Source organism: Pseudomonas hunanensis (genome assembly GCF_013393325.1).
GTDB lineage: Bacteria > Pseudomonadota > Gammaproteobacteria > Pseudomonadales > Pseudomonadaceae > Aquipseudomonas > Aquipseudomonas putida_P.
In genome coordinates this window covers 18,704-44,549 of the sequence record NZ_QJRC01000086.1, presented here as the reverse complement: position 1 = coordinate 44,549, position 25,846 = coordinate 18,704, and the positions used below count along the sequence as shown (strand labels likewise).

Annotated in this window: 28 protein-coding genes; 17 read left to right on the top strand and 11 right to left on the bottom strand. The window is 63.3% G+C overall.

Annotated features, from left to right (window positions below):
* The first annotated feature begins 47 nt into the window (after positions 1-47).
* The 6 genes from metX to DM807_RS12735 are packed head-to-tail and all read left to right on the top strand — an operon-like array spanning position 48 to position 4,373.
* Positions 48-1,187 (top strand): homoserine O-succinyltransferase MetX, encoded by a 1,140-nt coding sequence (gene metX / locus DM807_RS12760; protein WP_012274649.1) that lies wholly within the window; start codon positions 48-50, stop codon positions 1,185-1,187.
* 7 nt (positions 1,188-1,194) lie between these two features.
* Positions 1,195-1,815: a methionine biosynthesis protein MetW gene (gene metW / locus DM807_RS12755; RefSeq protein WP_012274650.1), complete on the top strand. Its 621-nt coding sequence runs from the start codon at positions 1,195-1,197 to the stop codon at positions 1,813-1,815.
* 22 nt (positions 1,816-1,837) lie between these two features.
* On the top strand, positions 1,838-2,272 hold the full coding sequence (locus tag DM807_RS12750; RefSeq protein ID WP_012274651.1) for a DUF4426 domain-containing protein: 435 nt from the start codon (positions 1,838-1,840) through the stop codon (positions 2,270-2,272).
* On the top strand, positions 2,269-2,865 hold the full coding sequence (rdgB, locus tag DM807_RS12745) for an RdgB/HAM1 family non-canonical purine NTP pyrophosphatase (RefSeq protein ID WP_012274652.1): 597 nt from the start codon (positions 2,269-2,271) through the stop codon (positions 2,863-2,865). Before DM807_RS12750 ends, rdgB begins: the two co-directional genes overlap by 4 nt.
* Positions 2,862-4,037, top strand: a complete 1,176-nt coding sequence (gene hemW / locus DM807_RS12740) for a radical SAM family heme chaperone HemW (RefSeq protein ID WP_012274653.1) — start codon at positions 2,862-2,864, stop codon at positions 4,035-4,037. Before rdgB ends, hemW begins: the two co-directional genes overlap by 4 nt.
* A gap of 9 nt (positions 4,038-4,046) precedes the next feature.
* Positions 4,047-4,373: a DUF3392 domain-containing protein gene (locus tag DM807_RS12735; protein ID WP_003249095.1), complete on the top strand. Its 327-nt coding sequence runs from the start codon at positions 4,047-4,049 to the stop codon at positions 4,371-4,373.
* A 39-nt stretch (positions 4,374-4,412) separates the two neighbouring features.
* Here DM807_RS12735 and DM807_RS12730 read toward each other — a convergent pair whose 3' ends face one another.
* From DM807_RS12730 to DM807_RS12710, 5 genes are all read right to left on the bottom strand, one after another.
* On the bottom strand, positions 4,413-4,565 hold the full coding sequence (locus DM807_RS12730; RefSeq protein ID WP_171577240.1) for a hypothetical protein: 153 nt from the start codon (positions 4,563-4,565) through the stop codon (positions 4,413-4,415).
* Between the two features lie 459 nt (positions 4,566-5,024).
* Positions 5,025-5,747 (bottom strand): tRNA (guanosine(46)-N7)-methyltransferase TrmB, encoded by a 723-nt coding sequence (gene trmB / locus DM807_RS12725; protein ID WP_004575478.1) that lies wholly within the window; start codon positions 5,745-5,747, stop codon positions 5,025-5,027.
* Positions 5,748-5,756: 9 nt separating this feature from the next.
* Positions 5,757-6,569, bottom strand: coding sequence for a thiazole synthase (locus DM807_RS12720; RefSeq protein WP_003249091.1), 813 nt, complete (start codon positions 6,567-6,569; stop codon positions 5,757-5,759).
* A gap of 54 nt (positions 6,570-6,623) precedes the next feature.
* The gene (thiS, locus tag DM807_RS12715; RefSeq protein ID WP_012274654.1) at positions 6,624-6,824 is read right to left on the bottom strand and encodes a sulfur carrier protein ThiS; all 201 of its coding nucleotides are present in this window, start codon (positions 6,822-6,824) and stop codon (positions 6,624-6,626) included.
* A 102-nt stretch (positions 6,825-6,926) separates the two neighbouring features.
* On the bottom strand, positions 6,927-7,298 hold the full coding sequence (locus DM807_RS12710) for a DUF423 domain-containing protein (RefSeq protein WP_012274655.1): 372 nt from the start codon (positions 7,296-7,298) through the stop codon (positions 6,927-6,929).
* A 64-nt stretch (positions 7,299-7,362) separates the two neighbouring features.
* Here DM807_RS12710 and mtgA point away from each other — a divergent pair, with 64 nt between their 5' ends.
* Positions 7,363-8,073, top strand: a complete 711-nt coding sequence (mtgA, locus tag DM807_RS12705; RefSeq protein ID WP_060493015.1) for a monofunctional biosynthetic peptidoglycan transglycosylase — start codon at positions 7,363-7,365, stop codon at positions 8,071-8,073.
* A gap of 179 nt (positions 8,074-8,252) precedes the next feature.
* On the opposite strand, the gene rpoH is transcribed toward mtgA, so the two are convergent.
* From rpoH to ftsY, 4 genes are all read right to left on the bottom strand, one after another.
* Positions 8,253-9,107, bottom strand: coding sequence for an RNA polymerase sigma factor RpoH (gene rpoH / locus DM807_RS12700; protein WP_015272155.1), 855 nt, complete (start codon positions 9,105-9,107; stop codon positions 8,253-8,255).
* Between the two features lie 111 nt (positions 9,108-9,218).
* A complete protein-coding gene (gene ftsX, locus DM807_RS12695; RefSeq protein ID WP_012274658.1) occupies positions 9,219-10,244 on the bottom strand; it encodes a permease-like cell division protein FtsX in 1,026 nt (341 codons plus the stop codon).
* Entirely contained in the window at positions 10,241-10,912 is a 672-nt protein-coding gene (gene ftsE, locus DM807_RS12690; protein ID WP_012274659.1) for a cell division ATP-binding protein FtsE, read from the bottom strand. Before ftsE ends, ftsX begins: the two co-directional genes overlap by 4 nt.
* Positions 10,913-10,914: 2 nt before the next feature.
* Positions 10,915-12,447, bottom strand: coding sequence for a signal recognition particle-docking protein FtsY (gene ftsY / locus DM807_RS12685; protein WP_179027436.1), 1,533 nt, complete (start codon positions 12,445-12,447; stop codon positions 10,915-10,917).
* A gap of 231 nt (positions 12,448-12,678) precedes the next feature.
* On the opposite strand from ftsY, the gene DM807_RS12680 reads away from it, so the two are divergent.
* From DM807_RS12680 to DM807_RS12655, 6 genes are all read left to right on the top strand, one after another.
* The gene (locus tag DM807_RS12680) at positions 12,679-14,034 is read left to right on the top strand and encodes a M16 family metallopeptidase (RefSeq protein ID WP_012274661.1); all 1,356 of its coding nucleotides are present in this window, start codon (positions 12,679-12,681) and stop codon (positions 14,032-14,034) included.
* Complete coding sequence (locus tag DM807_RS12675) at positions 14,027-15,517, top strand: M16 family metallopeptidase (RefSeq protein WP_179027435.1); 1,491 nt, start codon at positions 14,027-14,029, stop codon at positions 15,515-15,517. Before DM807_RS12680 ends, DM807_RS12675 begins: the two co-directional genes overlap by 8 nt.
* Positions 15,517-16,119, top strand: a complete 603-nt coding sequence (rsmD, locus tag DM807_RS12670) for a 16S rRNA (guanine(966)-N(2))-methyltransferase RsmD (protein ID WP_012274663.1) — start codon at positions 15,517-15,519, stop codon at positions 16,117-16,119. The genes DM807_RS12675 and rsmD overlap by 1 nt, the downstream gene beginning before the upstream one ends.
* 92 nt (positions 16,120-16,211) lie before the next feature.
* On the top strand, positions 16,212-17,513 hold the full coding sequence (locus DM807_RS12665) for a M16 family metallopeptidase (protein WP_179027434.1): 1,302 nt from the start codon (positions 16,212-16,214) through the stop codon (positions 17,511-17,513).
* Positions 17,506-18,882: a M16 family metallopeptidase gene (locus DM807_RS12660; protein ID WP_179027433.1), complete on the top strand. Its 1,377-nt coding sequence runs from the start codon at positions 17,506-17,508 to the stop codon at positions 18,880-18,882. Before DM807_RS12665 ends, DM807_RS12660 begins: the two co-directional genes overlap by 8 nt.
* A 60-nt stretch (positions 18,883-18,942) precedes the next feature.
* Positions 18,943-19,935 carry a hydrolase gene (locus DM807_RS12655; protein WP_012274666.1) on the top strand — a complete coding sequence of 331 codons (993 nt, stop codon included), beginning with the start codon at positions 18,943-18,945 and terminating at the stop codon, positions 19,933-19,935.
* Positions 19,936-19,947: 12 nt separating this feature from the next.
* Here the strand turns inward: DM807_RS12655 and DM807_RS12650 are convergent, their stop codons facing one another.
* Positions 19,948-20,802, bottom strand: coding sequence for a sulfurtransferase (locus tag DM807_RS12650; protein WP_012274667.1), 855 nt, complete (start codon positions 20,800-20,802; stop codon positions 19,948-19,950).
* 35 nt (positions 20,803-20,837) lie between these two features.
* Positions 20,838-21,503, bottom strand: coding sequence for a TetR/AcrR family transcriptional regulator (locus DM807_RS12645; protein WP_060493828.1), 666 nt, complete (start codon positions 21,501-21,503; stop codon positions 20,838-20,840).
* Positions 21,504-21,654: 151 nt separating this feature from the next.
* Here DM807_RS12645 and DM807_RS12640 point away from each other — a divergent pair, with 151 nt between their 5' ends.
* The 4 genes from DM807_RS12640 (at position 21,655) to coaD (ending at position 25,792) form a co-directional block, all read left to right on the top strand.
* A complete protein-coding gene (locus DM807_RS12640) occupies positions 21,655-23,085 on the top strand; it encodes a coniferyl aldehyde dehydrogenase (RefSeq protein ID WP_060514436.1) in 1,431 nt (476 codons plus the stop codon).
* Between the two features lie 10 nt (positions 23,086-23,095).
* Complete coding sequence (locus DM807_RS12635; RefSeq protein WP_012274670.1) at positions 23,096-23,581, top strand: hypothetical protein; 486 nt, start codon at positions 23,096-23,098, stop codon at positions 23,579-23,581.
* Between the two features lie 20 nt (positions 23,582-23,601).
* Complete coding sequence (locus DM807_RS12630; RefSeq protein WP_179027432.1) at positions 23,602-25,200, top strand: GMC family oxidoreductase; 1,599 nt, start codon at positions 23,602-23,604, stop codon at positions 25,198-25,200.
* Positions 25,201-25,312: 112 nt separating this feature from the next.
* A complete protein-coding gene (gene coaD, locus DM807_RS12625; protein ID WP_012274672.1) occupies positions 25,313-25,792 on the top strand; it encodes a pantetheine-phosphate adenylyltransferase in 480 nt (159 codons plus the stop codon).
* Positions 25,793-25,846 lie beyond the last annotated feature (54 nt).

Here is a 25,846-nt window from a genome sequence, read left to right as displayed (position 1 = left end):
GGTAGCGCTCTTTAGACTTACGCCTCCGTCAAGCGTGAGCAGGGTCGATGTCCACTGTCTTTCCCGTAGATTCCGTCGGTCTGGTAGTACCGCAAACCGCCCGGTTCGATGAACCGCTGGCCCTGGCCTGTGGCCGCTCCCTGGCCAGTTACGAACTGGTCTACGAGACCTATGGCACCCTGAACGCCAGCGCGAGCAACGCCGTGCTGATCTGCCATGCCCTTTCCGGCCACCACCATGCCGCTGGCTACCATGCCGCCACCGACCGCAAGCCGGGCTGGTGGGATAGCTGCATCGGCCCCGGCAAGCCAATCGATACCAACCGCTTCTTCGTGGTCAGCCTGAACAACCTCGGCGGCTGTAACGGCAGCACCGGCCCCAGCAGTGTCAACCCGGCCACCGGCAAGCCCTATGGCGCCGATTTCCCGGTACTGACCGTGGAGGACTGGGTGCATAGCCAGGTGCGCCTGGGCGAACGTCTGGGCATCCAGCAATGGGCCGCCGTGGTCGGCGGCAGCCTGGGCGGCATGCAGGCGCTGCAATGGACCATCAGCTACCCCGAGCGCGTGCGCCATTGCGTCGACATTGCCTCGGCGCCCAAACTGTCGGCACAGAACATCGCCTTCAACGAGGTGGCCCGTCAGGCCATTCTCACCGACCCCGAGTTCCACGGCGGTTCGTTCCAGGACCAGGGCGTAATCCCCAAGCGCGGCCTGATGCTGGCACGCATGGTCGGCCACATTACCTACCTGTCCGACGACTCGATGGGTGAAAAATTCGGCCGTGAGCTGAAAAGCGACAAGCTCAACTACGACTTCCACAGCGTCGAGTTCCAGGTCGAAAGCTACCTGCGCTATCAGGGCGAGGAGTTTTCCGGCCGTTTCGACGCCAATACCTACCTGCTGATGACCAAGGCGCTGGACTATTTCGACCCAGCCGCCGCCCAGGGTGGTGACCTGGCTGCCACCCTGGCCCATGTCACGGCGGACTACTGCATCATGTCGTTCACCACCGACTGGCGCTTCTCGCCGGCCCGTTCACGCGAGATCGTCGACGCCCTGATGGCCGCGCGTAAAAACGTCTGCTACCTGGAGATCGACTCGCCTTATGGGCACGATGCCTTCCTGATCCCCACACCTCGCTACATGCAGGGTTTCTCGAACTACATGAACCGCATTGCCATCTGAGGACAGCATGAGAGCCGATCTGGAAATCATCCACGACTGGATCCCCGCCGGCAGCCGGGTACTCGACCTGGGCTGCGGCAGTGGCGAACTGCTGGCCTCGCTGCGTGACCGCAAGCAGGTCACCGGCTATGGCCTGGAGATCGACGCCGACAACATCGCCGCCTGCGTGGCCAAGGGCGTCAACGTCATCGAGCAGGACCTGGACAAAGGCCTGGGCAACTTCGCCAGCAACAGCTTCGACGTGGTGATCATGACCCAGGCCCTGCAGGCCGTGGAGTACCCTGACCGCATCCTCGACGAGATGCTGCGCGTGGGCCGCCAGTGCATCATCACCTTCCCCAACTTCGGCCACTGGCGCTGCCGCTGGTACCTGGCGACCAAAGGCCGCATGCCGGTCTCGGACTTCATGCCGTACACCTGGTACAACACACCGAACATCCACTTCTGCACCTTCGCCGACTTCGAAGAACTGGTGCACGAACGACGGGCCAAGGTGCTCGACCGCCTGGCGGTCGACCACCTGCACCGCAACGGGTGGGGTGGCCGGCTATGGCCTAATCTACTAGGTGAGATCGGCATCTACCGCGTCAGCAGCCCGAGCCTGCAAGAGCACCAGCTCGCGGTCTGACGCCCACCGGAGGAATCGCCCCATGCGTCGCCTAGCCCTGTTCCTGATCAGCCTGTGCCTGGCCCTGCCGGTACTGGCTGCCGATGCCGCCCGCCCCGAGCGCAAGGAAGTGTTTGGCGACGTGACGGTGCACTACAGCGCATTCACGTCGAGCATGCTTACACCCGAAGTGGCCGCAGCGACTGGTCTTGTACGCAGCAAGAACCAGGGCGTGCTCAACATTGCCGTGCTCAAGGCCAACAAGTCCACCCCGGCGTTGGTCAGCGGCACGGTCAAAGACCTGACGGGGCGCAGCAGCCCGCTGTCGTTCAAGCAAATTACCGAACAAGGCGCGGTGTACTACATCGCCCAATTCAAGATCGACCAACCAGAAACCGTCACCTTCGACCTGAACATCGAAACCGGCGGGATCAGCAACTCCCTCAGCTTCAACCAGGACGTGTTCCCAGGCGAATGATGAATTTCCAGCAACTCGTATTGGCCAGCCACAACGCCGGCAAACTCAAGGAACTCCAGGCCATGCTCGGCCAGTCCGTGCAACTGCGCTCGATTGGCGAGTTCAGCCAGGTCGAGCCAGAAGAGACCGGCCTGTCGTTCGTCGAAAACGCCATCCTCAAAGCGCGCAATGCCGCCCGTATTTCCGGCCTGCCAGCCCTGGCCGACGACTCTGGCCTGGCGGTGGACTTCCTCGGCGGCGCGCCGGGCATCTACTCGGCACGCTACGCCGATGGCAAGGGTGACGCGGCGAACAACGCCAAGCTGCTCGAAGCGTTGAAAGACGTGCCTGAAGCCGAGCGCGGCGCGCAGTTCGTCTGCGTACTGGCGTTGGTACGCCACGCCGACGACCCGTTGCCAATCCTCTGCGAAGGACTGTGGCACGGCAGCATCCTTTTTGAAGCCAGCGGCGAGCACGGCTTTGGCTACGACCCATTGTTCTGGGTACCGGAGCGAAGCTGCTCCAGCGCCGACCTGGCTCCGGCAGACAAGAACCAGCTCAGCCACCGCGCCCGTGCCATGGCCCTGCTGCGCCAACGTCTGGGCCTGGCATGATCGCAACGCTGTCCACTCCCGGCGCGGTGCGCTTCACCAGCCTGCCGCCGCTGGCGCTGTACATCCACATCCCGTGGTGCGTACGCAAATGCCCTTACTGCGACTTCAACTCCCACGCTGCCGGGCCTGAACTGCCGGAAGACGCCTACGTCACAGCACTGCTGGACGACCTCGACCAGGAACTGGCCGCCGTGCAAGGCCGCCCGATCAGCTCGATCTTTTTCGGTGGCGGTACGCCCAGCCTGTTCAGCGCCAACGCCCTTGGCCGTTTGCTGCGCGGCGTGGAACAGCGCATCCCGTTTGCGCCAGACATCGAAATTACCCTGGAAGCCAACCCAGGCACCTTCGAGCAGGACAAGTTCAAGGCCTACCGGCAAACCGGCATCAACCGCCTGTCCATCGGTGTGCAGAGCTTCCAACCGGCCAAGCTGGAGGCGCTGGGGCGCATTCACAACGGCGATGAAGCGGTGCGTGCCGCCGGCATGGCACGCGCCGCCGGCTTCGACAACTTCAACATGGACCTGATGCACGGCCTGCCCGACCAGTCGCTGGATGATGCGCTGGGCGACCTGCGCCAGGCCATCGACCTGGGGCCGACGCACCTGTCGTGGTACCAGCTGACCGTGGAACCAAACACAGTATTCTGGAACCAACCGCCAGAGCTGCCCGAAGACGACATCCTCTGGGACATCCAGGAAGCCGGCCAGGCGCTGATGACCGAGCACGGTTACCGCCAGTACGAGGTATCGGCGTATGCGCAGGCAGGCCGCGCCGCCCGGCACAACCTCAACTACTGGCGCTTCGGCGACTTCATCGGCATCGGTGCAGGTGCCCACGGCAAGCTCACCTTCGCCGACGGGCGCATCCTGCGCACCTGGAAGACCCGCCTGCCCAAGGACTACCTGAACCTGGCCAAGCCGTTCAAGGCCGGCGAGAAGCTATTGCCGGTGGACGAGCTGCCGTTCGAGTTCCTGATGAACGCCCTGCGGCTTACCGATGGCGTGGAAGCCGAACTGTTTACCCAACGCACGGGCTTGCCATTGGAACAACTGCGCGAGGCACGCCGCGCCGCCGAACAAAAGGGCCTTTTGCAGGTCGAACCGGATCGACTGGTGGCCACGCCAAGGGGCCAGTTGTTTCTCAATGACCTGCTGCAGTATTTCTTGACCTAAGGATGACCCATGGATCTGGTACTTGATCTGCTCGCGACGGTTTCCCGCTGGAGCCGCAGCAACCTGTCGGAGATTTCACTGGCCTTGGTAGGCTGCCTGCTGGTGCTGTTCGGCACCGATGTCAAAGCCTGGGCCGAGCAACGCCTGGGTGGCCTGGCGGGTGCCCTGCGCGTGCCGTTCATGGCATTGATGGTGATGATCGGCAGCGGTGCGGCGCTGATCTATGCCACACCGTGGGTGGTGAAGGGGCTGAGCCAGTTCAACAACTACGCGCTGGCACCGGTGTTGCTGGTGGTGCTGGTGTTGATTGGCGTGGTGGCTGATCGCAGGGGTTGAACCGCCGTCGGACTAACGCCTTACCCTGTAGGAGCGGGTTTACCCGCGAACACGGGCAAAGCCCGTGCCAGGCACCGCGTCGCCTTCTTCGCGGGTAAACCCGCTCCCACAGAAATCCCGAACGGTCTTGAGCACTATCAAGATCCGGACAAGCTTCCAGGCGCGGCTCAGCGCATCAAGCAAACGCTTCATATGCCTTGGCCTCCGTGTTGGCGGGCCAGTCTTCCAGCATCTAACTGGCGCTTCGATGCCTTCGAAAACTGTGTGAAGTCTTCAGTGAAGTGGCCAGGTTGATGGCCCTTCGAAGAGTGTCACCGGCATGGTTCTCAAGCCATGTCGAAGGGGCCGGAAAGCAGAATTCTTCTCCTACCCGGCCCATCACTGAATCTACACACAGGAGCGACGCGATAATACCTGGATCATCCAATCAAGGCTGTTAACCGCGCCGACACACGTGATGCCGGATACTTCCGCACATTGACCCAGTTTTCGAAGGCCCCTATGATCAGCTGACTGTGTGAAGTTTTCAGTGAAACCCCAGAGCGCAGGATACTCAGTCCTGTTGCTCACAAAAAAACCGCCTTTCTCAAGGCGGTTTTTTTCGCCTGCATTTCTGCAAGCACTAGCACATCAATAGGCTGACTCAGCCGTTCAATCCACCTTCTCGAACTTCAAGTCCCACACCCCATGCCCCAGCCGCTCGCCGCGGCGTTCGAACTTGGTGATCGGGCGCTCTTCCGGGCGTGGCACGTAAGTACCGTCGGCCGCACGGTTGCGGTAGCCGGGGGCGGCACTCATCACTTCCAGCATGTACTCGGCATACGGTTCCCAGTCCGTGGCCATGTGGAACACGCCACCGGGCTTGAGCTTGCGACGTACCAGCTCGGCAAACTCCAGCTGCACGATACGACGCTTGTGGTGACGCGCCTTGTGCCATGGGTCGGGGAAGAACAGCATCAAGCGGTCGAGGCTGTTGTCGGCCACGCAACGGTTCAGTACTTCGATTGCATCGCAGTCATACACCCGCAGGTTCTTCAGCCCCTGGGTCAGCACGCCGTTGAGCAGCGCGCCCACACCCGGGCGGTGCACTTCCACACCGATGAAGTCCTGTTCAGGCGCGGCAGCGGCCATTTCCAGCAGGGAATGGCCCATGCCGAAGCCAATCTCCAGGGTGCGCGGCGCCGAACGGCCGAACACCTGGTCATAGTCCACCGGGCTGTCGGCCAGCGGCAGGATGTACAGCGGGCCGCCCTGGTCCAGGCCGCGCTGCTGGCCTTCGGTCATGCGCCCGGCGCGCATCACGAAGCTCTTGATGCGGCGGTGCGGGCGAGCTTCGCCGTCGGGGGTGATCGGCGTATCGTGCGATTCAGTCATCAGTTGCTCTTACTTGATCAGACCATCCAGCGGCGAAGAGGCGCTGGCATAGAGTTTCTTCGGCATACGGCCGGCCAGGTAGGCCATGCGACCGGCGACGATGGCGTGCTTCATGGCTTCGGCCATCAGCACCGGTTGCTGGGCGTGGGCAATGGCCGAATTCATCAGCACCGCCTCGCAGCCCATTTCCATGGCGATGGTAGCGTCGGAAGCTGTACCCACACCGGCGTCGACCAGCACCGGCACCTTGGACTCTTCCAGGATGATCTGCAGGTTGTAGGGGTTGCAGATGCCCAGGCCGGTACCAATCAGGCCAGCCAACGGCATGACCGCGATGCAGCCCACCTCGGCCAATTGACGGGCGATGATCGGGTCGTCGCTGGTGTACACCATCACGTCGAAACCTTCCTTGACCAACACTTCGGCGGCCTTGAGGGTTTCGATCACGTTGGGGAACAGGGTTTTCTGGTCGGCCAGCACTTCCAGCTTTACCAGCGTCCGGGATTCATGCGATTTGCGCCCATCCAGCAGTTCGCGGGCCAGGCGACAAGTACGCACCGCTTCCACCGCGTCAAAGCAGCCTGCAGTATTCGGCAGGATGGTGTACTTGTCAGGCGACAGTACATCGAGCAGGTTCGGCTCGCCCGCATTCTGGCCCAAGTTGGTACGGCGCACGGCGACGGTGACGATTTCGGCACCCGAGGCCTCGGTGGCCAGGCGGGTTTCTTCCATGTCACGGTACTTGCCGGTACCGACCAGCAGGCGCGACTGGAAAGTACGCCCGGCCAGGGTGAAGGGCTTGTCGCTACGAACGTTGCTCATCGTTGTTCCTCGGGAAAAGGTTGCTGGGCTTGCTTGTGAACCGCCGGGCTGCTGTCAGCCGCCACCGATGGCGTGGACCACTTCGACCTGGTCGCCGTCGTTCAGCAGCGTGCTGTCGTGCTGGCTACGCGGCACGATATCCAGGTTCAGTTCCACTGCGACACGGCGCCCGGCCAGCTCAAGGCGGGTCAGCAGGGCTGCAACGCTTTCGCCAGCAGGCAGTTCGTAAGGCTCACCGTTCAATTGAATGCGCATGCGCACGGCCACCATTGTTCTTTGGGGCCCGCATTCTAGCGCCGAACCGCCCTGCAACCCAAGGGCGGTGCGCGCCATTAGTCGCGATTGTGGACCACTCGGTCAGCCCAGCCGCCAGGCCGCCAGGCCCAGGCACAGCCAGCCGGCCAAGAAGCACAGGCCGCCAATCGGGGTGATGATGCCCAGCTTGCCCAGACCGCTGAGGGTCAGCAGGTACAGGCTGCCGGAGAACAGCACGATCCCCAGCGCAAACAGGCCGCCAGCCCAGCCCACCAGGCGCCCGGGCAGGTGCACCGAGAGCACGGCAACGCCGAAGATCGCCAAGGCATGCACCAGCTGGTAGGTCACACCGGTATGAAAAATGGCCAGGTAGTCCGCCGTCAGGCGGTTTTTCAGGCCGTGGGCGGCGAAGGCACCCAGGGCGACCCCGGTAAAGCCGAAAAAGGCGGCAAGCATCAGGAAGCTGCGAAGCATGGGACGACTCCTTGTATCGGGTCTGTATAATGGCCCCTTCCACCCGTACGGCCAAGCCATCGCCATGCTGCCAACCCTTATCCGTCGCCTCTCCCGCGCCCTGCTCTGGTTCGCTGCCGGCAGCATCGTGCTGGTGCTGGTGTTCCGCTGGGTGCCACCGCCCGGCACGGCGCTGATGGTCGAGCGCAAGGTACAGTCATGGGTGAATGGCGAGCCGATCGACCTGCAGCGCGATTGGGAGCCGTGGGAGAATATCTCCGATGAACTGAAGGTTGCCGTCATCGCGGGCGAGGACCAGAAGTTCGCCAGCCACTGGGGCTTCGACATCCCAGCCATTCAGGCAGCGCTGGCCTACAACGAGCGCGGCGGTAATGTCCGCGGTGCAAGCACCCTGACCCAGCAAGTAGCCAAGAACCTGTTCCTGTGGTCCGGGCGCAGCTGGTTCCGCAAAGGGCTGGAAGCCTGGTTCACGGCGCTGATCGAGTTGTTCTGGTCGAAAGAGCGAATTCTCGAGGTTTACCTGAACAGCGCCGAGTGGGGCAAAGGCGTGTTTGGTGCCCAAGCGGCAGCGCGTTATCACTTTGGCGTTGATGCCAGCCGGCTCAGCCGCCAGCAGGCGGCGCAGTTGGCCGCAGTGCTGCCTAGCCCGATCAAGTGGAGTGCCAGCCGGCCGAGTGCCTATGTGGCGAGCCGGGCCGGTTGGATTCGCCGGCAGATGAGCCAGTTGGGCGGGCCCAGCTACCTGATGCAGCTCGATACTTCGCGCAAACTTTGAGCTTTTTGGGGCTGCTGCGCAGCCCATCGCGACACAAGGCCGCTCCTACAGGCGACCGCGATCCCTTGTAGGAGCGGCCTTGCGTCGCGATGGGCCGCAAGGCGGCCCCAAAATCTCACAGGCAAAAAAAAGCCGCTCACCCTATCCAGGCAAGCGGCTCTGTTTACGGCCAGGCTCGATCAGACCGCGATCAGTGCCTTGACCTTGTTCATCGCATTCTTCTCCAGCTGGCGAATCCGCTCAGCCGAAACGCTGTACTTGTCAGCCAGCTCATGCAACGTGGCTTTCTCTTCCGCCAACCAGCGCTGGTAGAGAATATCGCGGCTACGTTCATCCAAACCTTGCAGCGCTTCGTGCAGGTTGCTGGTGGAGTTATCACTCCAATCGGCATCCTCCAACTGCACCGCAGGATCGTAACGATGGTCTTCCAGGTAATGCGCTGGCGACTGGAAGGCGCTGTCGTCGTCAGCTTCCGCTGCTGGGTCGAAGGCCATGTCCTGGCCGCTGAGGCGGCTTTCCATCTCACGCACTTCGCGCGGCTCGACACCAAGGCTTTCCGCCACGCGATGCACTTCGTCGTTGTTCAGCCAAGCCAGGCGCTTCTTCTGGCTGCGCAGGTTGAAGAACAACTTGCGTTGGGCCTTGGTGGTCGCCACCTTGACGATGCGCCAGTTGCGCAGGATGAACTCGTGAATCTCTGCCTTGATCCAGTGTACGGCGAACGACACCAGGCGCACGCCCATTTCCGGGTTGAAGCGCTTGACGGCTTTCATCAGGCCGACGTTGCCTTCCTGGATCAGGTCGGCCTGGGCCAACCCGTAGCCGGCATAGCTACGGGCGATATGTACGACGAAACGCAGGTGGGCCATCACCATTTGACGAGCGGCCTCGACATCCTGCTCATAATAGAGACGCTCGCCCAGATCACGCTCCTGCTCGACCGTCAGCAGCGGGATGCTGTTGACCGTGTGCACATAGGCTTCCAGGTTTGCACCGGGCACCAGGGCATAGGCAGGTTGCAACGATGTGGTCATTCAAGAACCTCCGACTTACTAAACTCGCACCTTGTGGGCGCTGCCAACATTGACCTGGAACGACGGTACAAGTTCCGTAGTGAAGAAAATGTCAATGCTGGCACGTAAAAACTATCGCGGCGCCAGCTCGTTCAGGTGACGAGCGACGGCAATCCATGCACCGATATACCCCAACAGCACCGCTCCGATCAAGAGCGACAGACCATCGGACGCTGGCACCCCGCCAAGGGCGAAGTCACTGCCGTACAGCCCGGAAAGCCCCACAACCGCGTCATTCAGCCAGTTCAGGCCGAACGCCAGGATACCCCACGCCAGCACCCCCGCACCCAGGCCATACAAGGCGCCCATGTACAGGAAAGGCCGGCGCACGTAGGCGTCAGTGCCGCCTACCAGCTTGATCACTTCGATCTCGACACGGCGGTTTTCAATATGTAGACGAATTGTGTTACCGATTACTAAAAGCAGGGCAGAAATCAGCATCACGGCCAGGCCGAAGACAAAGCGGTCACCCAATTTGAGGATGGCTGCCAGGCGCTCGACCCACACCAGGTCCAGTTGTGCCACTTCCACCCGCGGCAGTTCCGACAAACGCTGACGCAAGGCATCCAGGGCCGGCTTGTCGACCTCGGTCGGGGTCACCACCACCACGCCAGGCAGCGGGTTGTCGGGCAGCTCGCGCAAGGCTTCACCCAAGCCAGACTGCTGCTGGAACTCCTCCAGCGCCTGCTCGCGGCTGACAAACTGCGCGTCCGCGACCCCGGGCATGCCCTTGATTTCGTCGCGCAGGGCCTCGCCATCGCGGCTACCGGCATCAAGCTTGAGGTACAGCGAAATCTGCGCAGCGCGTTGCCACGAGCCGCCAAGCTGCTCGACGTTCTTCAGCAGCAACGACAGGCCCATGGGCATGCTCAGCGCCACAGCCATCACCAGGCAGGTGAAAAAGCTGCCGATCGGCTGCTTGCCCAGGCGACGCAGGCTGTCCGCCATGCTGGCGCGGTGGCTTTCCAGCCAGGCATGCAGCAGCGTGCGGAAATCCGGTCCGTCATCGTCTTCGCCGCGCTTTTTCTTCGCCGGTTGCGGGTCGGCCGGCTTTGGCGCAACCCGCTCGGAAACTTTCGGCGTTCGTGTAGTGCTCATTGCCCGGCCTCCCCATCGCCGATCAAGCGGCCGCGCTGCAAGGTGAGCATGCGGTGGCGCATGCGCGCAATCAGTGCCAGGTCGTGGCTGGCGATCAATACCGTGGTGCCCAGGCGGTTGATGTCCTCGAATACACCCATGATCTCTGCAGCCAGGCGCGGGTCGAGGTTACCGGTGGGTTCGTCGGCCAGCAGCAGCGCGGGCTGGTGGACAATGGCACGGGCGATGCCCACCCGCTGCTGCTGCCCGGTGGACAGGTCGGCCGGGAACAGCTCGCCCTTGTCGGACAGCGACACACGCTCCAGCGCCGAGTCCACACGCTTGGCGATCTCGGCCTTGGACAGGCCAAGAATCTGCAGCGGCAGGGCAATGTTGTTGAACACCGTGCGGTCGAACAACAACTGGTGGTTCTGGAACACCACGCCGATCTGCCGGCGCAGGAACGGGATTTGCGCGTTGCTGATCTGGCCCAGGTCCTGGCCGGCCAGCATCAGCTTGCCGCTGGTCGGGCGCTCCATGGCCAGCAACAGGCGCAGCAAGGTGCTCTTGCCAGCACCCGAGTGCCCGGTCACGAACAGGAACTCGCCCCGACGCGCCCGGAAGCTCAGCTCATGCAAACCCACATGACCGTTGGGATAGCGCTTGGCAACCTGTTCGAATCGGATCATGGTCAGTCTCGCTCGGCGAACAGAGCCTTGACGAACGGCTCGGCTTCAAAGGTGCGCAGGTCGTCGATACCTTCACCGACACCGATGAAGCGGATTGGGATATTGAACTGCTTGGCCAGGGCGAAGATCACCCCGCCTTTGGCAGTGCCGTCCAGCTTGGTCAGGGCCAGGCCGGTCAGCTCGACGCTCTGATTGAAGTACTTGGCTTGGCTGATGGCGTTCTGGCCGGTGCCGGCATCGAGCACCAGCAACACCTCGTGCGGCGCCTCGGCATCGAGCTTGCCGATGACCCGGCGGACCTTCTTCAGCTCTTCCATCAGGTTGTCTTTGGTGTGCAGGCGCCCGGCGGTATCAGCGATCAGCACGTCGACGCCACGGGCCTTGGCAGCCTGCACGGCGTCGAAGATCACCGAAGCGGAGTCGGCACCGGTATGCTGAGCGATCACCGGAATCTGGTTACGCTCGCCCCATACCTGCAACTGCTCGACCGCCGCCGCACGGAAGGTATCACCGGCAGCCAGCATCACCTTCTTGCCGTCCAGCTGCAGCTTCTTCGCCAGTTTGCCGATGGTGGTGGTCTTGCCGGCGCCGTTCACGCCAACCACGAGGATCACATAGGGTTTGTTCTGTGCCTGCACTTTCAGCGGCTGTTCGACTGGGCGCAGCAGCGCGGCCAGTTCTTCCTGCAACGATTTGTACAGGGCATCGGCGTCGGCCAGCTGCTTGCGCGCGACCTTCTGGGTCAGGTTCTGGACGATGGCCGAGGTGGCTTCCACGCCGACGTCGGCGGTCAGCAGGCGCGTTTCGATTTCGTCGAGCAGGTCGTCGTCGATGACCTTCTTGCCAAGAAACAGGCTGGCCATGCCCTCGCCGATACTGGCGCTGGTCTTGGACAGTCCCTGTTTGAGCCGGGCGAAGAAGCCGGGCTTGGCTTGCTCGGTAACGGTTGCGGCGGCGACAGGGGCTGGCTCGGGCTCAGGCTGCACGGGCTCTGCCACCGGGCGCTCGGGGATCGCAGGCGGGGCCTTTGGCTCCAGGTCAGGGACGAGCGCGACGGGCTCTTCGGCAACGGGCAGGACCAGGTTGCTGACAGGGGGTTCGATGATTTGAGTGGCAGGAACAGCTACGGGCGCAGGGGTTTCGACCTGCGGGGCGGCAGACTGCGCACTCGCAGGCAACCCCGCGTCCACAGGGGACAGGGCAGGCTCAGGGGCCGAGGCAACCACCGGGGCGGGTGCAGACTCAAGGACCGGGGCTACCACTGGGGCATTTGCAGGCTCAGGGGCCAATGCTGGCTCGGCAGCTCGAGGGGCTTCAGTTGCAGGCGCTGGGGCCTGTGCAACCACCGGCTCCACTGGAGCAGCTTCAGGGCGGTCGACGGCGGGCTGCGGCGCTACCGGCTCTGCAGCCTGCGGCTCGGGGGCTTGTGGCTGTTCGGCGACAGGTTGCTGCGGCTTCTTGCGAAACCAGCTGAACAGGCCTTTCTTTTCGCCAGCTTCGGCCGGCGCTTTTTTGTCGTCGTTGGAACCAAACATGGAGGACGGCTATCTCAGGGTAGCGATGGGCCAGCTACGGCGCATCGGGAATTCTCTCTACGCAGAACAGACTATCTTGAAGCCGGCTGGTTCATGCGCAACGTTTTGTCTTAGTGTCCTGTGGGCCAGAACGGCGACAGGCATGGTCGCCAGGCAACCGGATCAGTATCCTAGCACCTCCTGGCCCGTCGACGCTAAACCCTGCGGGCCGCCGAACAGGTTGAACACCTTATGAATGCTCTAGCCCGCCGCGCCGCTGGCCTGTTGCTCGGCACGCTCTGCCTGCCGCTCGCGGCCTTCGCCGCCGATGTGCAACCCACCCACGAATTCATCCTCGACAATGGCCTGAAGGTCGTGGTGCGTGAAGACCATCGCGCCCCGGTGGTGGTCTCGCAGATCTGGTACAAGGTCGGCTCCAGCTACGAAACCCCGGGCCAGACCGGCTTGTCCCACGCGCTTGAACACATGATGTTCAAGGGCAGCGCCAAGGTCGGCCCCGGCGAAGCTTCGCGCATTCTGCGTGACCTCGGCGCCGATGAAAACGCCTTCACCAGCGACGACTACACCGCCTATTACCAGGTACTGGCCCGCGACCGCCTGCCCGTAGCCCTGGAGCTGGAGGCCGATCGCCTGGCCAGCCTGCGCCTGCCAGCCGACGAGTTCAGCCGCGAAATCGAAGTCATCAAGGAAGAACGCCGCCTGCGCACCGACGACCAGCCCAATTCCAAGGCGTTCGAGCTGTTCCGCGCCATGGCCTTCCCGGCCAGCGGCTACCACACCCCGACCATCGGCTGGATGGCCGACCTGGAGCGCATGAAGGTCGAAGAACTGCGCCACTGGTACGAGTCCTGGTATGCGCCCAACAACGCCACCCTGGTGGTGGTCGGCGATGTCACCGCCGACGAGGTCAAGGGCCTGGCGCAGAAGTACTTCGGCAGCATTCCCAAGCGCGCCGTGCCCCCCGCCAAGCTGCCCCTGGAACTTGCCGAGCCTGGCCAGCGTCAGCTCACCCTGCACGTACGTACCCAGTTGCCGAGCCTGATCTACGGCTTCAACGTGCCTGGTTTGCCCACCGCCAAGGACCCACGCACCGTACATGCCCTGCGCCTGATCTCGGCACTGCTCGACGGCGGCTACAGCGCCCGCCTGCCGGCCCGCCTGGAGCGTGGCCAGGAGCTGGTGGCCGGTGCGTCGTCCAGCTACAACGCCTTCACGCGCGGCGACAGCCTGTTCCTGATCTCGGCCACGCCGAACGTGCAGAAGCAGAAAACCCTCGCAGACGTGGAAAAGGGCGTCTGGCAGTTGCTTGATGAACTCAAGACCACACCACCCAGCGCCGAAGAACTGGAGCGCGTACGCGCCCAGGTCATCGCCGGCCTGGTCTACGACCGCGACTCCATCAGCAGCCAGGCCACCACCATTGGCCAGCTGGAAACCGTCGGTTTGTCCTGGAAACTGATCGACAGCGAGCTTGACGAGCTCAAGCGCGTCACCCCGCAGGACATCCAGAACGCCGCGCGCACCTACTTCACCCGCGAACGCCTGAGCGTTGCCCATGTACTGCCTGAGGAGTCCGCTCATGAGTAATCGCCGCGCACCACGCCCAACCCTGTTGGCCACGGGCATTCGCGCCCTGGCGCTGGCGGCAGTGCTGGTCGCCCCGGCAATGGCCGATAACGTGGCCAAGGCCGACAACAGTGCAGCCCGCCCGGCCAATACCTTGCAATCGCTGGCCGAACTGGATGGCAAGGCGCCCAGCCGACGCCAACTGAACATCCAGCACTGGAACACCGCCGAAGGTGCCCGGGTGCTGTTCGTCGAAGCACGCGAACTGCCCATGTTCGACTTGCGCGTCACCTTCGCTGCCGGTAGTAGCCAGGACGGCGGAACACCAGGCGTGGCCGCGCTGACCAACGCCATGCTCAACGAGGGCGTGGCCGGCAAGGACGTGACTGCCATCGCCGAAGGCTTCGAAGGCCTGGGCGCGGACTTTGGCAACGGCTCTTACCGGGACATGGCCGTGGCCTCGTTGCGCAGCCTCAGCACCAAGGACAAGCGCGAGCCGGCCCTCAAGCTGTTTACCGAAGTGGCGGGCAAGCCGACGTTCCCCGAAGACGCGCTCAAACGCATCAAGAACCAGATGCTGGCCGGCTTTGAATACGAGAAGCAAAACCCCGGCAAGATCGCCGGCAAAGCCCTGTTCGGCAATCTTTATGGCGACCACCCCTACGCTCACCCAAGCGACGGCACCGCCGAAAGCATCACGGCCATCAGCCTGGCACAGCTGCGTGCCTTCCACGCCAAGGCCTACACCGGCGGCAACGCGGTGATCGCACTGGTTGGCGACCTCAGCCGTGCCGAAGCCGAAGCCATCGCCGCCCAGGTATCCGCCGGCCTGCCCAAAGGCCCGGCGCTGCCCGCACCGGCCCAGCCCGCTGATGCCAAAGCCGGCCTGACCCACATCGACTTCCCGTCCAAGCAGACCCACCTGATGCTGGCCGAACTGGGTATCGACCGCCAGGACCCGGACTGGCCAGCCCTGTCGCTGGGCAACCAGATACTCGGCGGTGGCGCCTTCGGAACCCGCCTGATGAGCGAAGTGCGTGAAAAACGTGGCCTGACCTACGGCGTCTACTCGGTGTTCAGCCCGATGCAGGTACGCGGCCCGTTCATGATCAACCTGCAAACCCGCGCCGAGCTCAGCGAGGGCACGCTCAAGCTGGTGCAGGACATTCTTGCCGACTACCTCAAGAATGGCCCTACCCAGCAGGAGCTGGACGATGCCAAGCGCGAGCTGGCCGGCAGTTTCCCACTGTCCAATGCCAGCAACGCCAGCATCGTCGGCCAACTGGGCGCAATCGGCTTTTACAACTTGCCGCTGACCTGGCTGGAGGACTTCATGCAGCAGTCCCAGGCCCTCACCGTCGAACAGGTCAAGTCGGCCATGAACAAACACCTGTCAGCCGATAAACTGGTGATCGTCACCGTTGGCCCGAAAGTGCCACAAAAACCGCTGCCAGCACCCACTGAAAAGCCCTCCGAGCAACCGCTCGGGGTACCGGAGCACTAATGCCAAGATCCACCCCTCCCGCCCGCCCGCAAGCGGGCCAAAGCAAGGGCCAGGGCCACCTGCGCATCATCGCCGGCGAGTGGCGCAGCCGCCGCCTGGCGGTGCCGGAAGGCGAAGGCCTGCGGCCAACGCCTGACCGCGTGCGGGAAACCGTATTCAACTGGCTGGCACCCTACATCGAAGGTGCCCACGTGCTGGACGCCTTCACCGGCAGTGGCGCCCTGGTGCTCGAAGCCCTGTCACGCGGGGCCGAGGACGCTGTGGCGCTGGACAGCAACCCGGCGGCCATCGCCAACCTGAAGAACAACCTTGAGATCCTGCGCTGCCCGCGCGGGCAAATTCTGCAAACCGACGCCCTGCGCTACCTGCAAGGCCAGGCCAAGCAGCAATTCGATGTGGTGTTCCTCGACCCGCCGTTCCATCAGGACCTGCTGGCCAATACCTGTGACCTGCTGGAACAGAACCAGTGGCTGAACGAGCAGGCATGGGTGTACACCGAGAGCGAAGCCGCACCATCGACCTTGCAACTGCCCGGCAACTGGCGCCTGCACCGCGAGAAGAAGACCGGCCAAGTGCACTACGCACTCTGGCAGCGGGGCTGACCCCCTGACGGGTTGGGTGTATTTAGTTACCGCAACCCCGTCCAGGCTCTGGTTGAAGCTGCGCCTTCGTTTCCCGAAGGAGCACTTCAACCATGACCGAACGCCCCTCCCCACCCTTGCCGGCAAGCTCGGTAAGTGCGTTCACCCTTGCCAATGGCCTGCGCGTCTATCTACGCGAAGACCACCGCGCGCCGCTGGTCAGCGCGCAGTTGTGGTATCACGTCGGCTCCAGCTACGAGCCAGAAGGCCACACTGGCCTTTCCCATGCCCTGGAGCACTTGCTGTTCGAGGGCAGCAGCAAACTGGCTGCTGGCCAGTATTCAGCCCTGATGACCCTTTTGGGAGGAGAGCCGAATGCGTTCACCGGCGCCGAGGCTACCGTCTTTCCACTGACACTGCCTGCCAGTCGCCTGGAAATCGCCCTGGAGGCAATGGCCGACATCATGGCCAGCGCCACGCTCAGCGCTTCTCCTTTCGCTCGAGAGCTGGCAGTGGTCATGGCAGAACGACGAGAGGATGTCGACAACAACCCTTTGGCACTGGCAATGGAACATCACCTGTTGCTGGCCTATGGCAACAACGGTTATGGCACCCCGGTGATCGGCCACGCTACCGATCTCGGCCATATGACCCTGGCTGCCGCACGCACCTGGTACCAAACCTGGTACCACCCCAACAATGCTACGCTCGCGGTGGCCGGCAACGTTACCCTGCCACAGCTGCAAACGCTGGTGGCGCGGCACTTTGCAGCGATCCCCGCTCATCGCCTGCCTGTACAGCAAGTACCTACTACGCCCTCTGGGCAGGTCCGGCGCTGCCAGACCCTGCATTTGCAAGGTCTGAACACGGCCGTGATCATCAGTTTCAACCTCCCCAGCCAATGCACCGCCAGCTCTAGCAGCCAAGCCTATGCACTGCGTTTGCTTCCCGAAATGCTTGCCCAAGGCTATGCCAGCATCCTGCAGCGCAACCTGGTGCTGAATGAACCGCTTCTGCAAAGTTTGACGTCGAGATATGAACCCTGGCGGCGCGGTGACAGCCTGTTGACCCTTCACGCGTTCTGCAGCCCGCAGGTAACGCCGGAGGCCGCCGCCGAAAGGCTTACGCTCGAAATCGAAACGTTCCGCCAGTCGGTGCCGGCCACCGCAGACCTCAAGCGCGCCAAAGCGCGCTTGATAGCCCGGCAGGTGTTCGAACGCGATGACATCGCAAAACAGGCACATTTCATTGGCATGCAGGCCACCTGCGGCCTGGACCCGGTTGCGCTGGAGGATGAGCGTCAAGCCATCGAAGCCGTGACAGCCGAGCAGGTCGCAGAGACCGCGCATGCATTCCTCACCGAGGCGCGCACAGCAATCACCTTCATGCATCACAAGGAAAGTGCCGATGAATAATCCAGACGCAGGGGCGCAGCAGCTCGCTGCAGCCAACAGCATTCCTGGCAACCTGGTCTCAGCCCAAGGGCTTGACCTGGAACAGTTCGAATCCCTTCAAACGCCTGTGCATGCCTGGACCACCGAAGGCGGTGCAGGGGTGAAATTCGTCGAGGCCCGCGGGCTGCCGATCGTGGACATCATTTTGCGGTTCAAGGCCGGCACGGCCCAGGACACCGTGCAACCCGGCTTGGCGGCCCTGACGTTGTACATGCTCGATGAGGGTAGCCAGCATTTCACCGCCACCGAGCAGGCCGATCAGCTAGAGCGCCTGGGCGCGATCGTGGACAAGCAGGTACGCCTGGAGCACGCGACCCTGAGCCTGCGTAGCCTCAGCGCGAGCGCGCTGCTTGAGCCGGCGTTGGAGCTGCTCATTGACCTTGTCGCATGCCCCACGTTCCCGCCTTCGGCCCTGGAGAACATGAAGCAGCAACTGATCCTGAACAACGCAACTCGCGAGCGACAGCCCTCTTTCAGAATGATAAGCGAGGCCTACCGGCATTTGTTCCACAGCCACCCCTACGGCAACCCACTCGGGAGCACCCGCGAAGGTATCGAAGGCATCGCCCCTGCCGACTTGAAGCGTTTTCATCAGCGTGGTTATTGCGCCAGCAACCTGGAGATGGTGGTGGTTGGGGACCTTTCCCTGGCGCACGCCCAAGCAATTTCACAACGCATCAGCCAGGCATTGCCCCAAGGCTGGAGCGCCACTGAACTCCCCATCGTTCCACCAGCGACCCGTGCAACGATCAACGTCGAGCAGTCCGGTACCAGCAGTGCCGTCCTGCTTGCGCTACCCATGAATGTGCCAGCCAATGATCCGGAGTACCCGGCCTTGGTGTTGGCCAGCGAAGTGCTGGGAGCCGGTATCGAATCTCGCTTGATGAGGGAACTGCGCCAACGTCGCGGCTTGACCTACGGCATCGCTACCGATGTGAAACCCATGAGTGCTGGCGGCCTGTTCACCATCACCTGGGAAATTGCTCCGATGTATGTGGAAAGTTCTGCTCGTCTGGTTGAAGCCGTGCTAAGCGACTTCATCGAGCAAGGGCCAACCCAGGCCGAGCTGCAACTGGCACGGATAAAGTTGGCAGGGCAGTTATTGCGCGCTGTGGCGCAGAACGAGAGCATGGCAGCCTTGCTGACCGTCATAACCGATCAGCGCCAGCCCGCCGATCATCTCGACACCTACGTCGAACGTCTCCGCGCGCTGACACCGGCCGATGTCTGCGCCGTCATGCGCCGCAGGCTGCACCTGGCCGAAGAAAAGGTACTGGTCAGCGTCGGCCCATCGGCCGACCAGCAGCCTCTGCCAGATCTCGACCAATAGCGCAGGTACTGTGGCGCTGTTTCATGGCACTCTAGGCAGGCACATCACGAGTCGCCCAGCATGCCCAGCCTCAGCGCCACCTTCCGTCCGGCCATCGGCCTGTCCAATCCCCACCTGCAAACGCTGTGGGGGCCACTGTGGCGCAAGCTGCCTGAACTACAGCGCAACCGCGAGCGGCTGTGGCTGGCCGACGGCGACTTCATCGACCTGGACTGGCACGGCCCGCACCAGCCCCATGCGCCACTGGTGCTCGTGCTGCATGGGTTGACCGGCTCGTCTCACTCGCCTTACGTGAAAGGCTTGCAGCAAGCGTTGCAAGGTCGCGGCTGGGCCAGCGTGGCGGTGAACTGGCGTGGTTGCTCAGGCGAGCCCAACCTGTTGCCGCGCAGCTACCATTCCGGCGCCAGCGAAGACCTGGCGGAAATCATCAGCCACCTGCGCGCCCAACGCCCGTTGGCACCGCTGTATGCGGTGGGTTACTCGCTGGGTGGCAACGTGCTGTTGAAATACCTGGGCGAGAGCGGCGTTGCCAGCCAACTGGAAGCCGCGGTTGCAGTGTCGGTGCCATTTCGCCTGGACCACTGCGCCGACCGTATCGGCCAGGGGTTCTCCAAGGTGTATCAGGCGCATTTCATGCGCGAGATGCGGGCCTATGTTCAGCTCAAGCAGCGGCACTTCCACGACCAGGGCCAGCATGAGCGACTGGCGGCACTGGAACGCCTGGGCCAACTGACCCACTTGCGCACATTCTGGGACTTCGACGGCAAAGTCACGGCACCGCTCAACGGCTTTCGCGACGCGCATGACTACTATCGCCGCTCATCGAGTCATTATTTCCTTGGCCAGAACCGCACGCCAACGCTGATCATCCATTCAAGCGACGACCCATTCGTGTCCGGCCATAGCCTGCCAACCGCCCGTGAACTGGCACCACAGAGCCGCTTCGAACTGCACAGCCGCGGTGGCCATGTGGGCTTTGTCGATGGCAGCCTGCGAAATCCGGGGTACTACCTGGAGCGGCGGATTCCGCAATGGCTGGTGGACGGCCAATGAAGCGTTGAGCGCTTACTCGCCGGTGGCTACACCATGCTTAGGATCATTGATCCACTCGCTCCACGACCCGGCGTACAGCTTGCCCAGCGGGTACCCCGCCAATGCCATCGCAAACAGGTTATGGCAAGCCGTTACCCCAGACCCGCAGTAAGACACCAACTGCTCCGGTGCCCGCCCAGCGAGCTTTTCGGCAAAGCGCTGCTTGAGCTGGTCCGCCGGCAAAAAGCGCCCATCAGCCCCCAGGTTGTCGGTAAACGCTGCGCACAGGGCCCCGGGAATATGCCCTGCCACCGGGTCGATCGGTTCCACCTCGCCGCGAAAACGCGGTAACGCACGGGCATCGATCAAGGTCAGGTCGGTACTGCCCAGGCGCTTGCCCAGGTGCTCGGCATCGATCAACAGTTTCGCGTCAGGTTCACCACTGAAGGTGCCTTCACGCTTGGGCGCAGGGTCCAGGCTCAGCGGCAGGTGCGCCGCATGCCAGGCCTTCAAGCCACCGTCGAGGATCGCCACACCACTGCGCTTGCCCAGCCAGGCCAGCAGCCACCACGCACGGGCAGCAAAAGCGCCAGGGCCGTCGTCGTACAGCACCACCTCGCTGTCATTGTCCAGCCCCCACTCACGCAGGCGCGCGACCAGCCGCTGCGCATCGGGCAAGGGGTGGCGCCCGGTACGCCCTTTGCTCACCGGCCCGCTGAGGTCGCGGTCCAGGTCGGCAAAATGCGCCCCGGCAATATGCCCCTGGGCATAGCTGCGTTGGCCATAGTCCACATCTTCGAGGGCAAAGCGGCAGTCGAGGATCACCAACTTGGGCGAGTCCAGACGCTCGGCCAACTGCTGCGGGGTGATCAATTGCGCAAGGGGCATGACAATCTCCTGATCGATGGCACTCGTGCCCTGGGCTAATGCTCCAGGGCCTGGTTGAACGGTACATGGAATTCCTGGCACAGCGCGTCCACGGCAGTGCGGGCGCTGTCAGTGACGAAGCCGAGTTCCAGCACCAGCACCTGATAAACGCCGCGCTTGAAGGCTTCTTCACCCAGGTGCGCGGAATGTTCACGCGTGGTGCTGAGAAAACGGACCCACGATGTCAGCACGATCCAGGCGTTGATGGTCAGCGATTCGATCTGCGCCGGCGCCATGGCCAGGATGCCCGCCTCGACGAAACCGCGGTAGATCGCCTGGCCCTGGCGCAGGCAGCGCTCGGAAAAACGCCGATAACGGGCGGCCAGTTCGGCATCGCTGTCCAGCAGGTGCTCAAGGTCTCGGTGCAGGAAGCGGTAGTTCCACATCGCCGCCAGCAAGGCCTTGAGGTAGAAGCGCTTGTCCTCCACGGTGGCCGCGCGCCCTTGCGGCGGGCGCAGGAAGCTGTCCACCAGCGCTTCGTACTGGCTGAACAACAGGGCAATGATCGCCTGCTTGTTGGGGAAGTGGTAATACAGGTTGCCGGGCGAGATTTCCATGTGCGCGGCGATGTGGTTGGTACTGACGCTGCGTTCGCCCTGCAGGTTGAACAGCTCCAGGCTGTTCTGCACGATGCGCTCTCGGGTCTTCATGCGCGGGGCCATGCTCAGCTTCCAGTTCGCGGGCTTTCAATAAAGGGCCATCTTACGGCGATTCACCTCACGGGTGCACCGTTCTGTGCTGTGAAAATAGTCGCACCATGGTACAAATTAGAGTATAGGCTCTAGAGATTTCAAGCTCAGCCGGGAGACCGCCTTGACCTCGCCCATTGCCTTGCCTGCTGTGTATTCCGACACCAACCTCGACGCCACGTTCGCCGCCCAGCGCAAGGCCTTTGCCGGCAACCCCATGCCCCCTGCGGCGCAGCGGCGGCAGTGGCTGAAAAGCCTTTGCGAAGCGCTGCTTGCAGACCAACAGCAGTTGATCAAGGCGATCGATGCCGACTTCGGCGGGCGCAGTGCCGATGAGACCTTGCTGGCCGAGTTACTACCGTCGGTGCAAGGCATCCGTCACGCCGAACGCCACCTGCGGCGCTGGATGCGCCCGGCCAAGCGGGCTGTGGGCCTGGCGTTCCAACCGGCCAGCGCGCGGGTGCTGTACCAGCCCTTGGGCGTGGTTGGCATCATCGTGCCGTGGAACTACCCGTTGTTCCTCGCCATCGGCCCGCTGACCTGCGCCCTTGCCGCCGGCAACCGGGTCATGCTCAAGCTTAGCGAAGCGACCCCGGCCACTGGCCTGGCCCTTAAAGCACTGCTGCAACGGGTATTCCCCGAGGACCTGGTCAGCGTGGTCCTTGGCGAAGTCGAAGTGGGCCAGGCGTTCGCTCGCCTGCCCTTCGATCACCTGCTGTTCACCGGCGCCACCAGCATCGGCCGCCAGGTCATGCTGGCTGCCGCACAAAACCTGACGCCGGTGACCCTGGAACTGGGCGGCAAGTCTCCCGCCATCGTTTCGGCCAATGTACCGCTGGAGGTTGCCGCCGAGCGCATTGCCTTCGGCAAGACGCTCAACGCCGGCCAGACCTGCGTCGCCCCCGACTACGTGCTGGTGCCACGCGAGCGTCTGAACGATTTCGTCGATGCCTACCGCAACGTAGTAAGGCGCATGTACCCACGCATCGCCGACAACCCAGACTACAGCGCCATCATCAACCCACGGCAGCTCCAGCGCCTGGAGCATCTGCTGGATGATGCTCGCAGCAAGGGGGCGCAGGTGGTGGACCTGTACCCCGACGAACCGCGCCAAGGCCGACGCCTGCCGCCACACCTGCTGACCAAGGTGAACGACAGCATGCAGGTGATGCAGGATGAAATCTTCGGCCCGCTGCTGCCGCTGGTGCCTTATTCCACCCTCGATGACGCGCTCGCCTACATCAACCAGCGCCCGCGACCACTGGCGCTGTACTACTTCGGCTACGATCGCAGCGAACAGCAGCATGTCCTGCAGTACAGCCATTCCGGTGGTGTATGCCTGAACGACACCTTGTTGCACGTGGCTCAGGACGACCTGCCATTCGGCGGCATCGGCCCTTCAGGCATGGGCCATTACCACGGCCATGAAGGCTTCCTGACCTTCAGCAAAGCCAAGGCGGTACTGGCCAAACAACGCCTCAACGCAGCCCGGCTGATCTACCCGCCTTATGGCAAAGCCTTGCAGCGCCTGGTCTACAAGCTTTTCATCCGCTGAGGGCCAGCCTATGCAACGCCGCGACCTGCTGCGCTTGAGCCTTGGCGCCAGCGCCTTTCTGGCAAGCGCCAGCCTGATTGGCTGTAGCGCGCAAACAGCCGCGACCGGCTATCAAGCCCTGCGCGACGATGACCTGCCACTGCTGCGTGCGCTGATCCCTGTGGTACTGGCCGGTGCACAAGCCACCGAGACGCTGGTGTTGCGTAGCCTCGACCACAAGCTGGCGGCGCTGTCGCCGGAAATGCTCAAGCTGACCCGGCAATTGTTCGACGTACTCAGCCTGCCGCTGACTCGCGGCCCGCTGACCGGTATCTGGGGCAGTTGGGGGCAAGCTGACCCCCGGCAGGTCACAGCCTTCCTGCAGCGCTGGCAGGACAGCTCGCTGAACCTGCTGCGCATGGGGCACGCCTCGTTGCTGCAACTGCTGCAGATGGCCTGGTACGAACGCCCCGAATCCTGGGCCGCCTGCGGTTACCCAGGGCCACCGAAAATCTGAAAACAACAAGAGCATCGCCAATGCCTGTACCCGACCCGTTTCGCCAAGGCCTCGAACGCGGCTGGATCACCCACGACGCCTCACGCCTGGAGCACGATCTGAGCCTGGAGGCCGACATTGCCGTGATCGGCAGTGGCGCCGGTGGTGCCACCAGCGCGCAGATGCTCAGTGCTGCCGGTTTCAAGGTACTGCTGATCGAAGAAGGCCCGCTGAAAACCAGCAGCGATTTCCACCTGCTGGAGAGCGAAGCCTACGCCAGCCTGTACCAGGAAGGCCTGGGGCGTATGAGCAAGGATGGCGCCATTACCATCCTGCAGGGCCGCGCCGTGGGCGGTACCACACTGGTGAACTGGACCTCGAGCTTTCGTACCCCGCCGCAAACCCTGACGCATTGGGCTTCGGCCCACGGCGTGAGCGGCTTGGGCGAGGAGGACCTGCGCCCCTGGTTCGAGCGCATGGAGCAGGAGCTGGGCATAACGCCCTGGGCTTTGCCGCCAAATGCCAATAATGACGTACTGCGCCGTGGCTGCGAACAGCTCGGCTACCGCTGGGCGGTGATCCCGCGCAATGTGCGCGGTTGCTGGAACCTGGGCTACTGCGGCATGGGCTGCCCGGTAAACGCCAAGCAATCGATGCTGGTAACCCGTATTCCTGCCACCCTCGAGCAAGGCGGTGAGCTGCTGTACCTGGCCCGGGCCGAGCGTTTCACGCACAACGGAGCGCGCATCCAGAGCCTGACCTGCCAGGCCCTGGACGCCCAAGGCATACACCCCACCGGCAAGCAGGTCAGCGTGCGGGCACGCCATTACCTGCTCGCCGGGGGTGGCATCAACAGCCCGGCCCTGCTGCTGCGCTCTGCCGCGCCCGACCCGCATGGCCGCCTGGGCAAGCGCACCTTCCTGCACCTGGTCAACTTCAGCGCGGCACGCTTCAGCGAGCGTATCGACCCCTACTATGGCGCCCCGCAGTCGATCTACAGCGACCACTTCCAGTGGCAAGGCGGTGCGGACGGCCCGGTTGGCTACAAGCTGGAAGTACCGCCGCTGCACCCGGCCCTTGCCAGCACCCTGCTGGGCGGGTACGGCCACGAGAATGCCCAGCGCATGGCCGAGCTGCCGCATACCCATGTGATGCTGGCGCTGCTGCGCGACGGCTTTCACCCCGAAAGCCAAGGTGGGGCGGTGGAACTGCGCGGGGATGGCTCGCCCGTGCTCGATTACCCGGTCACCGACTACCTGCGTGACGGCTTGCGCCGGGCCTACCGCAGCATGGCGCAAGTCCAGTTCGCCGCTGGCGCCATCCAGGTAACCCCCGTGCACAGCGACGCCAGTGCCGCATCCAACCTGGAGCAGGCCCTGGCCATGATCGATACGCTGCGCCTGGAGCCCTTCCGCACGCGCCTGGGCAGCGCCCATGTGATGGGAGGCTGTGCCCTCGGCGAAGACCCGCGCCAGGCGGTGTGCGACAGCCTGGGCCGTCATCACCAGCTGGAAAACCTGTCGATTCACGACGGCTCGCTGTTCCCCACCAGCATCGGTGCCAACCCACAGCTGTCGGTGTATGCCATCAGCGCCAAGCTCAGCGAAGCGCTGGTCGCCCGCCTGGCACACAGCGCATGACAACGAATACGCCCGCTGTCTATAGTGCCATCAGCCGGCCGCATGACTTGGCCGAGGCGCCGTCGCTGCGCTACCATCCGACTCCCCAACGCACTCCAGCCAGGATGACGCGATGAACCGAGTGTTGTACCCGGGTACTTTCGACCCCATTACCAAAGGCCATGGCGACCTGGTCGAGCGCGCCTCGCGCTTGTTCGACCACGTCATCATCGCGGTGGCGGCCAGCCCCAAGAAAAACCCGCTGTTCCCGCTGGAACAACGGGTGGCGCTCGCCCGTGAGGTCACCAAGCACCTGCCCAATGTCGAAGTCATCGGCTTTTCTTCCCTGTTGGCGCATTTCGCCAAGGAACAGGGCGCCAACGTCTTCCTGCGTGGCCTGCGTGCGGTGTCCGACTTCGAGTACGAGTTCCAGTTGGCGAACATGAACCGGCAACTGGCCCCCGATGTGGAGAGCCTGTTCCTGACACCATCGGAACGTTATTCGTTCATCTCCTCGACCCTGGTCCGGGAAATTGCGGCGCTGGGCGGTGATATCACCAAGTTCGTCCACCCGGTGGTGGCCGACGCGCTGACTGAACGCTTCAAGAAGTAAGCCTGACGCCTGATTGTCGCGCCCGCGTGCACTGCGGGCGCGAATGCGGCACAA